At 62.8% G+C, this 16,171-nt stretch carries 14 protein-coding genes; 10 read left to right on the top strand and 4 right to left on the bottom strand.

Annotated elements, in window-relative coordinates; genetic code table 11:
• Positions 1 to 130: 130 nt before the first annotated feature.
• The gene (locus tag AC5J09_RS23545) at positions 131 to 1,009 is read right to left on the bottom strand and encodes a MurR/RpiR family transcriptional regulator (RefSeq protein ID WP_494298613.1); all 879 of its coding nucleotides are present in this window, start codon (positions 1,007 to 1,009) and stop codon (positions 131 to 133) included.
• 169 nt (positions 1,010 to 1,178) lie between these two features.
• Here AC5J09_RS23545 and AC5J09_RS23540 point away from each other — a divergent pair, with 169 nt between their 5' ends.
• From AC5J09_RS23540 to AC5J09_RS23505, 8 genes are all read left to right on the top strand, one after another.
• A complete protein-coding gene (locus tag AC5J09_RS23540; protein ID WP_494298612.1) occupies positions 1,179 to 1,955 on the top strand; it encodes an N-formylglutamate amidohydrolase in 777 nt (258 codons plus the stop codon).
• 124 nt (positions 1,956 to 2,079) lie between these two features.
• A complete protein-coding gene (locus tag AC5J09_RS23535; protein ID WP_494298611.1) occupies positions 2,080 to 2,589 on the top strand; it encodes a TRAP transporter small permease subunit in 510 nt (169 codons plus the stop codon).
• A complete protein-coding gene (locus AC5J09_RS23530) occupies positions 2,586 to 3,911 on the top strand; it encodes a TRAP transporter large permease (RefSeq protein ID WP_324762041.1) in 1,326 nt (441 codons plus the stop codon). The genes AC5J09_RS23535 and AC5J09_RS23530 overlap by 4 nt, the downstream gene beginning before the upstream one ends.
• Before the next feature lie 96 nt (positions 3,912 to 4,007).
• On the top strand, positions 4,008 to 5,057 hold the full coding sequence (locus AC5J09_RS23525; RefSeq protein ID WP_018095492.1) for a TRAP transporter substrate-binding protein: 1,050 nt from the start codon (positions 4,008 to 4,010) through the stop codon (positions 5,055 to 5,057).
• 94 nt (positions 5,058 to 5,151) lie between these two features.
• Complete coding sequence (locus AC5J09_RS23520; protein ID WP_494298610.1) at positions 5,152 to 6,522, top strand: glutamine synthetase family protein; 1,371 nt, start codon at positions 5,152 to 5,154, stop codon at positions 6,520 to 6,522.
• 181 nt (positions 6,523 to 6,703) lie between these two features.
• Positions 6,704 to 8,089 (top strand): aldehyde dehydrogenase family protein, encoded by a 1,386-nt coding sequence (locus AC5J09_RS23515; protein WP_494298609.1) that lies wholly within the window; start codon positions 6,704 to 6,706, stop codon positions 8,087 to 8,089.
• Positions 8,086 to 9,231, top strand: a complete 1,146-nt coding sequence (locus AC5J09_RS23510; RefSeq protein WP_494298608.1) for an iron-containing alcohol dehydrogenase — start codon at positions 8,086 to 8,088, stop codon at positions 9,229 to 9,231. The genes AC5J09_RS23515 and AC5J09_RS23510 overlap by 4 nt, the downstream gene beginning before the upstream one ends.
• Positions 9,232 to 9,439: 208 nt before the next feature.
• Positions 9,440 to 10,156: an AAA family ATPase gene (locus AC5J09_RS23505; protein ID WP_003529183.1), complete on the top strand. Its 717-nt coding sequence runs from the start codon at positions 9,440 to 9,442 to the stop codon at positions 10,154 to 10,156.
• A 26-nt stretch (positions 10,157 to 10,182) separates the two neighbouring features.
• On the opposite strand, the gene AC5J09_RS23500 is transcribed toward AC5J09_RS23505, so the two are convergent.
• Together AC5J09_RS23500 and AC5J09_RS23495 are read right to left on the bottom strand one after the other, a co-directional pair.
• The gene (locus AC5J09_RS23500; protein ID WP_494298607.1) at positions 10,183 to 11,472 is read right to left on the bottom strand and encodes an NAD(P)/FAD-dependent oxidoreductase; all 1,290 of its coding nucleotides are present in this window, start codon (positions 11,470 to 11,472) and stop codon (positions 10,183 to 10,185) included.
• A gap of 187 nt (positions 11,473 to 11,659) precedes the next feature.
• Positions 11,660 to 13,069 carry a L,D-transpeptidase family protein gene (locus tag AC5J09_RS23495; protein WP_494298606.1) on the bottom strand — a complete coding sequence of 470 codons (1,410 nt, stop codon included), beginning with the start codon at positions 13,067 to 13,069 and terminating at the stop codon, positions 11,660 to 11,662.
• Positions 13,070 to 13,236: 167 nt separating this feature from the next.
• Here AC5J09_RS23495 and AC5J09_RS23490 point away from each other — a divergent pair, with 167 nt between their 5' ends.
• Positions 13,237 to 14,076 carry a DUF4432 family protein gene (locus AC5J09_RS23490; RefSeq protein ID WP_494298605.1) on the top strand — a complete coding sequence of 280 codons (840 nt, stop codon included), beginning with the start codon at positions 13,237 to 13,239 and terminating at the stop codon, positions 14,074 to 14,076.
• 69 nt (positions 14,077 to 14,145) lie between these two features.
• The gene (locus tag AC5J09_RS23485; protein WP_010969769.1) at positions 14,146 to 14,484 is read left to right on the top strand and encodes a protein tyrosine phosphatase family protein; all 339 of its coding nucleotides are present in this window, start codon (positions 14,146 to 14,148) and stop codon (positions 14,482 to 14,484) included.
• Between the two features lie 35 nt (positions 14,485 to 14,519).
• Here the strand turns inward: AC5J09_RS23485 and AC5J09_RS23480 are convergent, their stop codons facing one another.
• Entirely contained in the window at positions 14,520 to 16,166 is a 1,647-nt protein-coding gene (locus tag AC5J09_RS23480) for a thiamine pyrophosphate-binding protein (protein WP_100671721.1), read from the bottom strand.
• Positions 16,167 to 16,171 lie beyond the last annotated feature (5 nt).

The raw sequence follows: 16,171 nt of genomic DNA, 5'->3' as shown, positions 1-16,171 counted from the left end.
GATGAAGCTTATGTGACAGGCCTTGTCCCGTCTGCGGCAGATATGTCGGCTTCGGAGCAATCCGCCCCGGTTGCGTTCGAATGTCGCCTGATTGCTCTTCCATCAGGGAATTCAAGCCGCCGGAGCCCTCCTAGACCGGCTTGCGGAAAATGCGGGTGGAATCGAACAGGCCCTCCAGCGTCCTCATCCGGTCCCGGGTTTGGTCCCAGTTCGAGCTCTGTACCGCCTCGATCAGCGCCTCCACGAGGAAGAGCAGCATGACGGAACTGTCCCATGCGGAGGGAACCTCGATCCGGGCGCGGAAAACCTTCGATGAAGACTTGGCGACCGGAGAGCCCCACTGGTCCGTGAAGAGGATGATCTCGACGCCGCGCTCTCGGGCGGAGCGGGCGAGCGTTTCCATCTCCTGCTCGTAACGGCGGATGTCGAACAGAATGAGGACGTCTCCCGAGCGCATGTCCAGCACGTAATGCGGCCACGAACTCGGGTTCGCGGCGATCTGCGTGACGCCGGTTCGGATGACCTGAAGATGAGTGAAGAGGTAATCCGCGAGAGAGCGGGTGATGCGCCCGCCGACGAGATAGACCCTGCGCTTCAAATCGGCAACGAGTGCGGCGGCCGTGTCGAACTCCGCGGGCTCGATCTGCGACAGCGTCTGGCGCATGTTTCCCATGACCGCGTCGGCGAAGCGGTTGAGCGTATGGGTTCCCGGCGCGCTGGCCGCCCAGCGGTCGTGCTTCGCGATCGGATTGGAAATCGTCGCCTCGAGCTCCTGATGAAGCCGTGCCTGAAAGTCCGGGAAGCCGCGAAAACCGAGCTTCTGAACCATGCGGGCGACCGTCGGCGTCGAAACGCCGGCGTTCTCGGCGACCGTGGTGATCGAACCGAGACCGGAGACCGGGTAATTGTCGAGAAGTGTCTCCGCCAATTGCTTTTCGGCGCGCGTCAGCGCGGCGAAATGTGCGTTGATCACATCCGACACCGTCATGGAAGCCGTGTTGCCGTTCAATGTCGTCCCCTTGGCCGGTCTTTGCCAGCTTGCCGGAAATTAAACATCGCTGTCACAATCGAAGTCAATCGCAATTTTGAAAAGATCGTTTCAGTTTTCCATTGACACGTGCCGATTCGTGAAGAATTCTCTTCACAACCATCGTCTGACGAGGCATTGGGGGCCGGTTTTGACGGGACTTTTGACTGAGGCAGAGGGCGACCCGGTCGCGATCGAGAACGCCGAAGCGAAGGGAGAATTCCTCTTCGTCTGCGAGCATGCCTCGAACCGGATGCCCGAGCGGCTGGGAACGCTCGGCCTTTCGAAGGAGGCGCTCGAGAGTCATGTCGCCTGGGATCCCGGCGCATTGGCAGTCTCCCGGCTGCTCTCCAAAGAGCTGGATGGCACCCTGATTCATCAGCGTTTTTCGCGGCTTGCCTATGATTGCAACAGACCGCCGGAAGCGGCTGCGGCGATGCCTGCCGTCAGCGAGACCTATGAGGTGCCCGGCAACGTCGCCCTTTCGGCCGCGGAGCGGCAGGCGCGGATCCAGGAGATTTACCTGCCGTTTCACGCGGCGGTCACGCGCGCCGTGGCAGACCGCAAGGCCGCGCGCAGAGGGCCGGTTCTCGTGACCATACACAGTTTCACGCCGATCTATTTCGGCAAGCCGCGGACCGTCGAGCTCGGCATTCTGCACGATGCGGACAGCCGGCTCGCGGAGCGCATTCTTGCCGCCGCGGCGACCGCGGAGGCGGGATACGACGTCCGCAGCAACGAACCTTATGGACCGGCCGACGGCGTGACGCACAGTCTGATCGAATACGGTATCCGCCTTGGCGTGCCCAACGTCATGATCGAGATCCGCAACGATCTCATCCGCGATAAAGTCGGCCAAAGGGTCATGGCCGATTATCTGGCGGGGCTGCTCGCAACGAGCGCGGTTGCCCTTCCGGCACAACAATAGACCCGGGGAGCGGCGAAGCCGCGGTGATGACAGTGAACAGGAGAGATGCAGCCCATGATCGGATCGGCAGCTATGGGAGGGGAGCTTCCTCGTCCTGACGGCGCGCGCGGGGCAGGGCGCCGCGATGCCTGAATATTTGAAAACCTATGTGCGAACGGTCGACGGATTCAATCGCCGCGTGGGCCGGACGACCATGTATCTGATCTTCGCGATGATGGGCATTCTGCTCTATTCGTCCGTATCGAAGGCCTGGCTGCTGCCGTCGCTCTGGACGCTCGAAATGGCACAATTCGTCATGGCGGCATACTATCTGCTGGGTGGGGCCTATTCGCTCCAGCTCGACAGCCACGTGCGTATGGACCTGGCCTATGGCCGCTGGACTGCGCGCACGCGCGCTGCGGTCGATGCGATCACCATCCTCATGCTCTTCGTCTATCTGGGCTTCCTGCTTTATGGAGGCGTTTCCAGCACTGCTTATGCGTTGAAATACGGTGAGACCAGCTATTCGAGCTGGGCACCCTACATGGCGCCGATCAAGATCGTCATGACGATAGGCATCGCACTCACTCTCCTGCAGGCAACGTCCATCTTCATCAAGGACCTTGCCCGGGCGATGGGGAGGCCGATCGCATGAGCTACGAGATGATCGCCTTCATGATGTTCTCGTCCATGATGATGACGATGCTGACCGGGCAAAGGGTCTTCGCGGCCATCGGTGTCGTCGGCGCGGTTTCGGCTGCCTTCCTCTGGGGCAATGGCGGCTTCGAGATGGCCTTCGCCGCTTCGATGAAGCTGATGAAATGGTATCCGCTGCTCACTTTGCCGCTCTTCATCTTCATGGGCTACATGCTGTCGGAGTCCGGGATCGCCGAGGATCTCTACAAGATGTTCCACGTGTGGATGGGCGGCCTGCGCGGCGGGCTTGCGCTTGGCACCATCGGGCTGATGGTCATCATTTCCGCGATGAACGGACTCAGCGTTGCGGGAATGGCGATCGGCGCGACCATCGCGCTGCCCGAGCTCCTGCGCCGCGGCTACGACAAGACGATGGTGACCGGAGTCATTCAGGCGGGCAGTTCACTCGGCATTCTGGTTCCGCCGAGCGTCGTGCTGGTGCTCTACGGCATGATCGCGCGTCAGCCGGTGGGGCAGCTCTGGCTTGCAGGCGTGTTTCCGGGGTTGCTTCTGGCACTGCTGTTTTCGATCTATGTGGTCTTTCGCTGCAAGATACAGCCGCATCTTGGGCCGGCGCTTCCCAAGGAGGAGCGGAACGTCCCGCTTGCCGAAAAGCTCAAGCTGTTACGCGCCGGCATCCTCCCCTTCATGATCTTCTTTCTGATGATGGGCCTCTTCGTGATGGGCGTCACAAGCCTTGTCGAGAGCTCCGCCGTCGGGGCGCTTTCTGCCCTCGTAGCGGCCTGGTGGAAGGGGCGTCTGACATGGACCGTTTTCGACAAGACGATCGAGCAGACACTCGGGATCTCCTGCATGTTCATGTGGATCATCCTGGCAGCGCTCTGCTTCGGTGCGGTCTTCGACGGTCTGGGAGCGGTCAAGGCGATCGAGTTCCTGTTCCTGGAGAAATGGGGGCTGGGTCCCTGGGAAGTGCTGATCCTGATGCAGATTTCCTATCTGATCATGGGCACGTTCCTTGACGACACAGCCATGCTGGTAATCGTCGCCCCTCTCTACATACCTCTCGTGGGCAGCCTCGGCTTCGATCTGATCTGGTACGGCGTGCTCTACACGATAACCTGCCAGATCGCCTACATGACTCCGCCCTTCGGCTACAACCTGTTCCTGATGCGTGCGATGGCTCCTCCCGAGATATCGCTGATGGACATCTACAGATCGGTGCTCCCCTTCGTCCTGGTGATGCTCGTGGGACTGGCAATCGTGACGGCGTTTCCGGAGATCGCACTGTGGCTGCCGCACCATGTCTATGTGAAGGGCTGACGGGGAGCCGGCGCCTTGCGCCGCAAGAGGTGAGACCTTCCGATGGGAGGCTCCAAAAAAGAAGTGAACGTTGAACGAAAACAGAGGGAAACGGACATGACCAACAGACGCGATTTTCTGAAGAAGGCCGGGCTTGCAGCCGCGGCCGGAACGACGGCGCTTGCTGCCCCGGCAGTGCGTGCGCAATCCGGAAAGATCACCTGGCGCCTGCAGACCTATGCCGGCCCGGCGCTCGCCGAACATGTCATCAAGCCGGCGATCGATGCCTTCAACAAGGCCGCCAATGGCGAGATGCAAATCGACCTTTACACCGCCGATCAGCTCGTGCCGACCGGCGAATTGTTCCGCGCCATGCAGGCCGGTACGATCGATGCGGTTCAGAGCGACGACGACTCGATGGCTTCACCGGTCGACATCAAGGTATTCGGCGGCTACTTCCCATTCGCTTCGCGCTACAGCCTGGACGTGCCGACGCTCTTTCATCAGTACGGCCTCAACGAGATCTGGGCCGAAGCCTATGGCGAAGTCGAAGGGGTCACCTGGCTTTCGGCCGGATCCTGGGATCCCTGCAACTTTGCAACGGTGAAGCCGATCAAGACGCTTGCGGACCTCAAGGGCCTGCGCATCTTCACCTTCCCGACCGCCGGCAAGTTTCTGACGCGTTTCGGCGTCGTTCCCGTTACTCTGCCCTGGGAGGACGTGCAGGTCGCCATGCAGACGGGCGAACTCGACGGGCTCGCCTGGTCGGGGATTACCGAGGACTACACGGTGGGCTGGGCGGACGTCACCAAGTATTTTCTGACGAACAATATCTCCGGCGCCTGGTGCGGATCGTTTTTTGCGAACTCCGCGCGCTGGAAGGAGGTGCCGGAGCATCTGCAGACGCTGTTCCGCCTCTGCATCGACTCCTCGCATTACTATCGCCAGCACTGGTACTGGGGCGGCGAGGCGAAGTTACGCGCCGAAGGCACCAAGCTGGAACTGACGACCATTCCGGACGAGGAATGGAAAACGGTTGAAGCGGAGGCCCTGAAATTCTGGGACGAGATTGCTGCCACCAGCCCGCGCGCGGCCAAGGTCGTAGAGATATTGAAGAAGTACCGCGAGACAATGGAAAAGGCCGGGCCGCCCTATCGCTATACCTGATCGGGGCCCAGCAACTGACACCCGGGGCTGCGATGCGGCCCCGGAGATGGACGGAACAATTCTACCGGTAGCAGACCGGAACCAGGACCTTCCCATGAGCGCGAACTATACATTCGATGATTTGAAGAGAGACGTGGCCGAGGGCCGCATCGACACGGTGCTCGCCTGCCAGGTCGACATGCAGGGCCGGCTGATGGGCAAGCGGTTTCATGCGGAATATTTCGTGGAAAGCGCATGGAAGGAGACGCATAGCTGCAACTACCTGCTTGCGACGGATATGGAGATGGAGACCGTTCCCGGCTACAAGGCGACGAGCTGGGAGAAAGGGTACGGCGATTACACGATGAAGCCGGACCTCTCGACCCTCCGGCGCATTCCGTGGCTCGAAGGCACCGCGCTGGTTCTCTGCGACATGCTGGACCATGACACGCATACGGAAGTGCCGCACTCGCCGCGCGCCATTTTGAAGAAGCAGGTGGCGCGCCTCGAAGCCTTGGGCTTCAAGGCCTATATGGCGAGCGAACTCGAATTCTTCCTCTTCGATCAGTCCTATGACGATGCGAGGCTCTCGGGATATCGCGACCTGCAGCTCGCCAGCGGCTACAACGAGGATTACCACATCTTCCAGACGACCAAGGAAGAGGATGTGATGCGGGCGATCCGCAACGGTCTTCAGGGAGCCGGGATCCCGGTCGAGAACTCCAAGGGCGAGGCGTCCGCCGGCCAGGAGGAGATCAACGTCCGTTACGCGGAGGCCGTGACGATGGCCGACCGGCATGCGATCATCAAGAACGGCTGCAAGGAAATCGCCTGGCAGCGCGGTAAGGCGATCACCTTCCTTGCCAAGTGGAACTACTCGGCCGCCGGCTCCTCGTCGCACATCCACCAGTCGCTCTGGAGCAAGGACGGAGAAACGCCGCTGTTCTTCGACAAGAACGGGCAGTATGGCATGTCTGAGCTCATGCGCCACTATGTGGCCGGTCAGCTCGCCCATGCGAGCGAGGTCACCTATTTCCTGGCGCCCTATATCAACTCCTACAAGCGCTTCATGGCCGGCACCTTCGCTCCGACCAAGGCGATCTGGAGCAAGGACAACCGCACCGCCGGCTATCGCCTCTGCGGTGAGGGCAGCAAGGCAATCCGCATCGAATGCCGCGTCGGCGGCTCCGATCTCAATCCATACCTTGCCTTTGCCGCCCTGATCGCGGCCGGCATTTCCGGCATCGAGAACAAGATGGAACTGGAGGCGCCCTTCGTGGGCGACGCCTATCAGGGCAAGGAGGTGCGCGAGATCCCGCATACGCTGAGAGAGGCGAGCGAGGCGCTTTCCGGTTCGAAGATGCTGCGTGCCGCCTTCGGCGAAGAGGTTGTCGATCATTATGTGCACGCCGCAGAATGGGAGCAGCAGGAATATGACCGGCGGGTGACCGACTGGGAGGTCGCGCGCGGGTTCGAAAGGGCGTAGAAACGCCCCTCCCCAATCCCTCCCCACGAGGGGGAGGGGCTACGTTGCGGCACCCTCCGATCGAAAGCCGATGCCTCCACGAGGAGCATGGCCGAACTACTGTGCGGAGCGGTGCCGCAGGTTAAGCCCCTCTCTCTTGTGGGGAGGGGAATTCATGTGAAATGAGAACGGGAAGACGATCATGACGATGATCCGATGTGTTTCGCCGGTCGACGGCGAGGTTTATGCCGAGCGCCCGGCAATGCCGCTGGAGATGGCGAGGCAGGCCGTGGCACATGCGCGCCTCGCGCAGAAGGCCTGGGCCAGGCGCCCGCTCGATGAACGTGTGAAGCTGGTGCTTGCCGGCGTGGCACGCCTCAACGAGATGGTCGACGAGGTGGTGCCGGAACTCGCCTGGCAGATGGGCCGGCCGGTGCGCTATGGCGGCGAATTCAAGGGATTCAACGAGCGCTCCAATTACGTCGCCTCGATCGCGGCCGATGCGCTGAAGCCGCTCGTCGTGGAGGAGAGCGACCGTTTCGAGCGGCGCATCGCGCGCGAGCCGCATGGCGTCGTCTTCGTCATCGCTCCGTGGAACTATCCCTATATGACCGCGATCAACACGGTCGCGCCGGCGCTGATGGCCGGCAATACCGTGATCCTGAAGCACGCCAGCCAGACGATCCTCGTCGGCGAGCGCATGGTGCGCGCCTTCATCGAGGCGGGCGTTCCGGCGGACGTCTTCCAGAACCTGTTCCTGGATCACGACACGACGGCGGCGCTGATTGCCGCCAAGAGCTTCGACTTCATCAACTTCACCGGATCGGTCGAAGGCGGCCGGTCGATCGAGCGGGCGGCGGCCGGCACCTTCACCGGCCTCGGCCTCGAACTCGGCGGCAAGGATCCTGGCTATGTAATGGAGGATGCCGACCTCGACGCGGCCGTCGACACGCTGATGGACGGCGCGACCTACAATTCCGGCCAGTGCTGCTGCGGCATCGAGCGCATCTATGTGCATGAGTCGCTCTATGACGCCTTTGTCGAGAAATCGGTCGCCTGGGCGTCCAATTACAAGCTCGGCAATCCGCTCGATCCGGAGACGACGCTCGGTCCGATGGCAAACAAGCGCTTTGCGGCAACCGTGCGCAATCAGATCGCCGATGCGATCTCCAGGGGTGCCAAGGCGCTGATCGACCCGAAGCTCTTCCCGCAGGACGATGGCGGTGCCTATCTGGCGCCGCAAGTCCTTGTCGACGTCGATCACTCCATGGAGTTCATGCGCGAGGAAACCTTCGGGCCGGCCGTGGGCATCATGAAGGTGAAGAGCGACGCCGAGGCGATCGAATTGATGAACGACAGCCGGTACGGTCTTACCGCGTCGCTCTGGGCGAAGGATGCGGAGCGCGCGGCGCGGATCGGCAGTGAGCTCGAAACCGGCACGGTTTTCATGAATCGCGCCGACTATCTCGATCCGGCGCTGTGCTGGACCGGCGTTAAGGAGACCGGCCGGGGCGGCTCGCTCTCGGTGCTCGGCTTCCACAACCTCACCCGCCCGAAATCCTATCACCTCAAGAAAGTGACCGCATGACCATCACCGCCAACTGGAGCTATCCGACCGCCGTCAAATTCGGCGCCGGCCGGATCAAGGAGCTTGCCGACCACTGCAAGGCGCTCGGCATCAAGAAGCCTCTGCTCATAACGGATCGCGGACTTGCCCCGATGGCGATCACGCAGCAGGCGCTCGATATTCTGGAAGCGGGTGGCCTCGGACGCGCGATCTTCGCGGACGTCGATCCGAACCCCAACGACAGGAACCTCGAAGCCGGCGTGAAAGCGTTCCGTGACGGCGGCCATGACGGCGTCGTCGCCTTTGGCGGCGGCTCGGGCCTGGACCTCGGCAAGTGCGTTGCATTCATGGCCGGCCAGACGCGGCCGGTCTGGGAGTTCGAGGATATCGGCGACTGGTGGACCCGGGCGAGCGTCGAAGGTATCGCGCCGATCGTCGCCGTGCCGACGACCGCCGGTACCGGGTCAGAAGTCGGGCGCGCCAGCGTCATCACCAATTCGGCAAGTCATGTGAAGAAGGTGATCTTCCATCCGAAGTTCCTTCCTGGCGTCACGATCTGCGATCCGGAACTGACGGTCGGCATGCCCAAGGCGATCACCGCCGGCACGGGCATGGACGCCTTTGCCCATTGCCTCGAAGCCTATTCGTCTCCCTTCTACCACCCCATGTCGGCAGGTATCGCCCTCGAGGGCATGCGGCTCGTCAAGGAATACCTGCCGCGCGCCTATAAGGACGGCACCGACCTCGAAGCCCGTGCCAATATGATGAGCGCGGCGGCCATGGGGGCGGTCGCATTCCAGAAGGGCCTCGGCGCGATCCACTCGCTGTCGCATCCCGTCGGCGCGATATACAACACCCATCACGGCATGACCAACGCCGTGGTGATGCCCCCGGTCCTGCGGTTCAACCGCTCCGCGATCGAGGAGAAGATCGGTCGCGCCGCCGCCTATCTCGGCATTGCGGGCGGTTTCGACGGTTTCTATGACTATGTGCTGCAGCTCCGGGAGGAACTCGGCGTTCCCGACAAGCTGTCGGCGCTTGGTGTCGGCACGGACCGTATCGACGAGATGGCCGAGATGGCGATCGTCGATCCGACGGCCGGCGGCAATCCCGTCGAACTGACGCTCGACGCTGCCAAAAAGCTGTTCGCCGAATGCATTTGACGGGAGCCGTCGTTAATTTTTTCGAGCCCGGAAAACCATGTTTTCCGGGCTTTTTCGTTGCTCTTCAACGGAAAATGCGCCCCACGGTTAACTTTTGGGGGCCAAAAGTTTCCATTTCGTTAACCATGTTCTGCAAGGTTCTATTAAGGAAACCGCGCGCCGGGCATCGCTCGGCGGACCGGAAACGAGCAAGGACGAGGTGAGAGAAATGGCGGTCATCACATTCGCCAATGCAAAGGGCGGTGCGGGAAAGACGACCGCGGCGCTGATCCTGTCGACGGAACTGGCGAGGCAGGGAAACCGCGTCGTGGTACTGGACGCCGATCCGCAGCGCTGGATCACGAGCTGGTCCGAAGTGTCCGGCCGTGTCGCCAATCTCGAGGTGATTTCGCACGTCACTCCGGCTTCGCTTCCCTGTCATATCCGCGAACTCAAGGGTGAGGCCGATTTCATCGTCATCGATCTCGCCGGAGCCAAGGACGCGATCGTCGCGTTGGCGCTGGGGCTGTCCGATCACGTGCTGATACCGGTTCAGGGCTGCGCCATGGATGCGCGGGGGGCCGTTCAGATTCTTGAACTTATCCGCCATATCGGAGAGAAGGCGAGGGTACGCATCAACCACTCGGTCGTGTTGACGCGCGTCAATTCGCTGGTGACCACGCGAGCGCTGCAGACGATCAAGGCGCTGCTCGCCTCCCGCGGCGTTTCGGTCCTCGACACTCCGATCGTCGAGCGTGTTGCCTATCGCGAAATCTTCGAGTGCGGCGGCACCCTGCAGATGATGGACCCGAACAGGGTCAGCAATCTCGACAAGGCGCGCGAAAACGCCTACGCGCTTGCCGCGGAGGTGCAGAACCTGCTCCCCGTGACCGCACGCCGCGCCCTGATGTCCCGCCTGCGCTCGGCTTTGCCGCGGGCGGCGTAGCGATCGATCGCGAAGGGCGTTGCCGTTCAGAACCGTTTATCGATGAAATGCTTGGCCTGGGCGCCGGCGTGGTAGAAGACGGATTTCAGGGTCCGCCACGGATCCGGCGTGACCGGCGTCTCGGCAAGCGGGATCGCGGACGTGTCCCCGGTGACGTGACGGGCGAGCGCGCGGCCGAAGACCGTACCTGGAGCTATGCCGCGGCCGTTATATCCGCTGATCGATACGACATTCGGGGCGAGCACATGCATGGCCGGCAGATTGTTCGTGGTCATGCCGATGCGGCCGTCCCACCAATATTCGAAGCGGAAATCCCCGATAAAGGGGAAGAGCTTGCGCACGGACCGGGCGGCGAAGGCCCGGTGTGTGCCCGCGGCGATCGCATCGAGCCTGCCGATCGATCCGAAAATCAGCCGGTTCTGCTTGTCCATGCGGAAGGAGGTCATCACCAGCCCCGTGTCCCAGGCCCCCTGCCGTTCGGGCAATATGCACTCGGCCACGTGGTCGGGCAGCGGATTGGTCGCGAACTGGAAATAGGGAAGGATCGTCAGTTCCTGCCGATACTCCTTCCATGGGACATCGGTGACAAGGCCTCCATAGGCGTTGGTCGCTAAAATGACGTGACGGGCCGTGACCGTCCCCCGCCCGGTCTTCAATTTCCAGAGATCGCCTTGGCGGCTGGCTCCAAGGAGGGGGGTATCGGTGAAGATTTCGGCGCCGGCGGCAAGCGCCGCGCGCGCCAATCCCCGCGCATAGGCGAGCGGCTGTATCGTCCCGGCGCGACGGTCGAGCAGTGCGCCGGTGAAGCACTCGGCCCCTGAAAGCGCGTGCGCCTTTTCTGCCGAAAGCACCTCAACCGGAGCACCGCGTTTTTTCCATTGCGCCTCGCGCTCCCGGATTTCCTTGAGCCCTTCCGCGCCGACCGACATATGCAGCGTGCCGTTGCGAACGGCTTCGCATTCGATTCCATGTTTCGCAACGAGATCATAGACGAATGACGGGCCGTCGCCGAGTTCGTCGAGAAGCCGATTGCCCGCGGCTGCTCCGAGCGTTGCAATCAGGTCGTCGGGCTGCACCCACATGCCGGCATTGACCAGGCCGACATTGCGGCCCGAACCCCCGAAGCCGATCATCCGCGATTCGATCACCGCCGTCCTGACGCCTGTCTCGGCCAGATGAAGCGCGGCCGAAAGGCCAGTGAAACCACCTCCGACGATCGCCACCTCGACCGCCAGGTCGCCTGTTAGCGGAGCGGTGCGTGGAGCGGCCGGTGCCGTCGCATGCCAGAGATTGGGGAGAGCACGCTCCGTTGCCATCGCGGACAGTTCCTTAGAGTCAGGGGTGTTTCGCCTGTGATAAAGGCAATGCGGCGGAGTTTTTCATGACAATGTTTCATGATGTCATGAGGCTGCTGCGGCCGGCAGGGCCGCATGGCATTCGAGGCAGCTCAAGCGTGTCGCGATCATGCGCATTCACGCGGCACGTTTGGCTGATTGTCGTGCGTCAGTCGACGAATTCGACCGTGACGCCAGTGCTCACCATCTTGCCGAGTTCGGTCGCATCCCAGTTGGTAAGGCGGACGCAGCCATGGCTCTGGGTCTTGCCGATCTTCGACGGCTCCGGTGTCCCGTGAATGCCGTAGGTCGGCTTCGACAGTGCGATCCAGACGGTGCCAACCGGGCCGTTCGGACCCGGCTGCAATTGCAGGATCCTGTCGTTCGCGCCCTGCTGGAAGTTGATCTTCGGGTTATAGGTATAACCAGGATCGAAGGCGATACGCTCGACATGCACGGTCCCGGAAGGCGACGGCGTGTCGGAGGAGCCGATTGTGGCCGGATAGGCGGCGATCAGTTTCCCCGCTTCGTCGTAGGCGAGCACCTGCTTGCGGGCCTTGTCCGCGAGGATGCGCGCCACCTTGCCCTTCTTGTTCGAGCCGGGATTGACGACCTTGATCGTTGTGCCGGGAATTGAAAAATCGGCACCGGGATTGAGCTCGCGCAGATAGGCCTCGTCCATGTGGAACTTTTCGCCGAGCATCTCCGTCACCGACGTGAACGACAGATGCGGCAGCTGCGCCTTGTGTGCGTAATCTTCCGGGATGGAGGCGACAAAGGGGCCGGCCGCATCCGCGGCGGTGATCGTGTAGGTCGTAATCGGCAAGCCGCCGTTGAAGCGCAGCCGCTCGAGAATGTCTTCGGTATTGTTCGGATCGAGCGTTTCGCCCGTTGCCTGCTGCCAGGCTTCAATGGCCTTGGTGACGTTCGAGCCCATCTTGCCGTCGATCACGCCGGGAGAATAGCCTTCGCGGTCGAGGAAGACCTGCAGGGCAGCGATCTCGGCGCGCGACTTTCCCCTCACCGTCATGGCCGGCGGCATCGGCTGTGCCAGCGGGTCATCATATTGCGGATCGTAGGCAGCCTCCTCGCGATCGGAGAGCGAGGGAAGGCTGTTGGGCAGATCCTCGCGCTCGACCGGAGCGGGCGCAATATCGCGATATTCGGGGATGGCGCCGGTAAACTCGCCGGGCTCGGTATAGCCGTAACCGCGATCGCGGGGATCGGGATAGCCATCGCGCCCGTATTGGCGGCGCCGCTGTCCGCGACCATAGCCGTCATTCGGCACGACGGTGGCGACGATATTGCCCCACGGATCCACGAGCACCGTGCGTCCGCGCCGGTCGCGCATGGCGTGAACCTCGGCCTCTCCGGGGATATAGTCGAGAATGTCGCCCTCGGGGGTGACGAGCATCACGTCGCCGCCGCCGCCCCAATAGCCACCATAGCCATCCTGTGCGTTGGCGGGCGCAAGCTCCACGGCGATGAGGGCGAATGCTGCGAAGAGCGAAAGGCCGGTGCGGGTCGCGGGCGTCACTAGGGAACCTGTCTTCATGGCGGTTGCTTTGCGGCGGTACATACCGATTTGGACGTTAATGTGAAAAAAGTGAATTCATCATGAACAGCCGGTTAAATTAGTTAGGCCAACATCCTGCCCATTGCAACGCTCGCCGAAATGGCCCGGTTCCGAGACTTCGACTATCATGGATTCTCTACCTGATTCCGGGCTCCTTCTGAGGAGGTGAAATGCGGACGACCTTGAATGCGGCCGATGGCGCCCCGATTCACCTCCTGTTCGACCCGTCCTCGGCACTCGATGTCGCGGCCTTCGTCGTCGCCGGCGTCGACCTGTCGCCCGGCGCGGCGATCCCCTCGGACGGCGATCCGCGGATCGACCGCGCGCTTGCGGGTTTCCTGTTCACCTGCGGTCCTGACCACATTCGTCATCCCGAGGCTCTGGAAGGCGGCGCCGGCGCATATTATCCCCTGCACGGTTCGCTCGCCGGAACGCCTGTCAGCCGGACCGAGATGTGCGGGGCAGGCGATCGGCGTACTGCGGTGACCGAAGTCGATCTCGCCTGCGGCGGCCGAGCGGCCATAGAGCGGCTCTGGCAAGTCGATGCGGCCGCGCACGCCGTGACGCTTGCCGACCGCGTCGTCAACATCGGTTCGTCGGCTTTTGCGCCGATGATGATGTATCACATGAACATCGCGGGGCGGCTGCTCGGCGAGAAAACGCGGATCGAAAGCCCGTCGGTCGAGGGCGGGTCGCTTCCCTGGCGCTTCGGCGAGGGGGACAGCGCGCATTTCTGCCGGCCTGCCGTTGCCTGTGACGGATGGTCGGAGGTGGCGCTGACCGCAATGCCGGGTCTTCACGGGCGTGCACTTCGTGTGCGGTTCCGGACCGAGACGCTGCCGTTCCTGCAGATGTGGCGCTGTCAGCGCGGCGGCGCCAACGTCGTCAGCATCGAACCGGCCTCGCATCGCCTGGCGAAGCGGCCCGAACTTGCCGCAAACGGGGAGCTTGGCCTTCTTCAGCCCGGTCAATCGCGTGAATATCGCCTGGCTTTCGCCGTCTCCCGATGACGCCTTCTCGATTGACGCCGCCCGGCGCCGGGCCTAAATCAGGGCAACGCTTTTCTCGAGGGACGCCACATGGACATTCGCCAGATCAACGATGAGTACTCGGTTTCGGGCCAGATCACCGTCGACGACCTCGACGAGATCAAGGCGCTCGGCTTCAAGTCCATCGTCTGTCATCGCCCGGATTTCGAGGCCCCCGATCAGCCGACCTTCGACGCCATCGCGGCACGTGCCCAGGAACTCGGGCTGGAGATCACTCATATCCCGGTCGGCCCGATGGGCGTGACCGCGGACGCGGTCAAGAGCATGGTCGACGCACTGGACGAATTCCAGCGACCGATGCTCGGCTATTGCCGCTCCGGCGCCCGCTCCACCGCAGTCTATCAGCAGACGCTGCACATTCGGGGCTGAGGCGGGCTCGGCTGCAGCCGGGCCACCAAATGCACTCACCCGTTCCGGATTTCGCTCAGCGTCCGCGTCGGCGTGATCGCTTCCGGATCGAGCTTGATCTCGATGATAGCCGGCTTGCCGCTCTCACGCGCCCGCAGGAAGGCGCCTGCAAATTCTTCCGTCCTCGCCACCGTTTCGCCGTGGCCGCCATAGGCGCGGGCGAGCGCTGCGAAATCCGGGTTCGTCAGATCCGTCGCGCTGACGCGGCCGGGATAATCGCGCTCCTGATGCATGCGGATCGTACCGTAGATACCGTTGTTGACGACGAGCACGATGATGGGGAGTTCGTAGCGGACGGCGGTCGCGAACTCCTGGCCGTGCATGAGGAAACAGCCGTCCCCGGCAAAGCAGACCACCTCGCGGTCGGGATGCAGATGCTTGGCCGCGACTGCGGCCGGCAGGCCGTAGCCCATCGAACCGGAAGCGGGAGCAGCCTGCGTCCCGTAACGGCGGAAACGGTGAAAGCGATGGAGCCAGGTGGCGTAGTTGCCTGCACCGTTGGTGAAGATCGTCTCCGGCCCCGTATTCGCCTCCAGCCAGTTCACGATCGGGCCCATCTGCACGTCGCCCGGTCCCTTTTCCGGCGGCGTCGACCATTTGAGGTAGGCCGCATGCATTTCCCCGGTGCGGGCGGACCAATGAGGCTCGGCCGAAGGCGTCAGGCTCGAGAGCGCCGCGACGAAGTCGCGCGGGCTCGCGGCAATTGCGAGGTCCGGACGGTAGACCCGGCCGAGTTCGCCCGGATCCGGATGGACATGCACCAGGGTCTGCCTGGGGTAGGGGACGTCGATCAGCGTGTAGCCGGAGGAAGGCATCTCCGAGAACCGCCCGCCGACGAGGAGGACGAGGTCGGCATCCCGGATCTCGCCTGCCAGCGACGGATTGATGCCGATGCCGACATCGCCCGCATAGTTCGGATGCAGGTGGTCGAAAAGCATCTGGCGGCGGAAGGAGCAGCCGACAGGCAGCTGCCAACGCTCGGCGAAGCTCTGGAATCCGGCTACGGACTCGGCGGACCAGCGGGTACCGCCGAGAATGGCGATCGGCCTTTTCGCGGTGGAGAGAAGCTCTGCAAGCTGGGAGATCTGGCCTGGGCCGGGGTGGCTTTCCACCGGCCGGTAAGCGCGTGCGGCCGGTGCTTCGGCGCTCTGTGTCAGCATGTCTTCCGGCAAGGTCAGGACCACGGGGCCGGGACGGCCGGACGTCGCGACGGCGAAGGCGCGCGTCACGAATTCCGGGATGCGCGCCGGATCGTCGATTTCGCCGACCCATTTTGCGACTTCGGTAAAGGCCCGGCGATACTCGATTTCCTGAAAAGCCTCCCGCTCGCGGGCGTCGCGCTGTACCTGGCCGATGAAGAGGATCATCGGAACCGAATCCTGCCGGGCCACGTGGAGTCCGGCGGAGGCATTGGTCGCGCCGGGGCCGCGGGTGACCATGCAGATGCCGGGCTCGCCCGTCAGCCGGCCCCAGGCGTCCGCCATCATTGCGGCCCCGCCCTCCTGCCGGCAGACCACGACCTCGATGTCGGCGTCGTAAAGCGCATCGAGCACCGCCAGATAGCTTTCTCCCGGTACGCAAGAGATGCGCTTCACCCCGTTTGCGGCAAGCGCCTCCACCACCAGTTGTCCGCCCGTTTTCATGTGTA

The sequence above is a fragment of the Sinorhizobium sp. genome (assembly GCF_059070375.1).
The sequence above is the reverse complement of the archived record's forward strand: the minus strand, read 5'-3'. Positions and strand labels throughout refer to the sequence as shown.

Excerpts from the sequence above, each read along its gene's own strand:
- AC5J09_RS23515 (WP_494298609.1), top strand. The coding sequence starts at position 6,704 with ATGACGATGATCCGATGTGTTTCGCCGGTCGACGGCGAGGTTTATGCC.
- AC5J09_RS23535 (WP_494298611.1), top strand. The coding sequence starts at position 2,080 with ATGCCTGAATATTTGAAAACCTATGTGCGAACGGTCGACGGATTCAAT.
- AC5J09_RS23490 (WP_494298605.1), top strand. The coding sequence starts at position 13,237 with ATGCGGACGACCTTGAATGCGGCCGATGGCGCCCCGATTCACCTCCTG.
- AC5J09_RS23480 (WP_100671721.1), bottom strand. The coding sequence starts at position 16,166 with ATGAAAACGGGCGGACAACTGGTGGTGGAGGCGCTTGCCGCAAACGGG.
- AC5J09_RS23505 (WP_003529183.1), top strand. The coding sequence starts at position 9,440 with ATGGCGGTCATCACATTCGCCAATGCAAAGGGCGGTGCGGGAAAGACG.
- AC5J09_RS23530 (WP_324762041.1), top strand. The coding sequence starts at position 2,586 with ATGAGCTACGAGATGATCGCCTTCATGATGTTCTCGTCCATGATGATG.
- AC5J09_RS23495 (WP_494298606.1), bottom strand. The coding sequence starts at position 13,069 with ATGTACCGCCGCAAAGCAACCGCCATGAAGACAGGTTCCCTAGTGACG.
- AC5J09_RS23510 (WP_494298608.1), top strand. The coding sequence starts at position 8,086 with ATGACCATCACCGCCAACTGGAGCTATCCGACCGCCGTCAAATTCGGC.
- AC5J09_RS23500 (WP_494298607.1), bottom strand. The coding sequence starts at position 11,472 with ATGGCAACGGAGCGTGCTCTCCCCAATCTCTGGCATGCGACGGCACCG.
- AC5J09_RS23485 (WP_010969769.1), top strand. The coding sequence starts at position 14,146 with ATGGACATTCGCCAGATCAACGATGAGTACTCGGTTTCGGGCCAGATC.
- AC5J09_RS23520 (WP_494298610.1), top strand. The coding sequence starts at position 5,152 with ATGAGCGCGAACTATACATTCGATGATTTGAAGAGAGACGTGGCCGAG.
- AC5J09_RS23525 (WP_018095492.1), top strand. The coding sequence starts at position 4,008 with ATGACCAACAGACGCGATTTTCTGAAGAAGGCCGGGCTTGCAGCCGCG.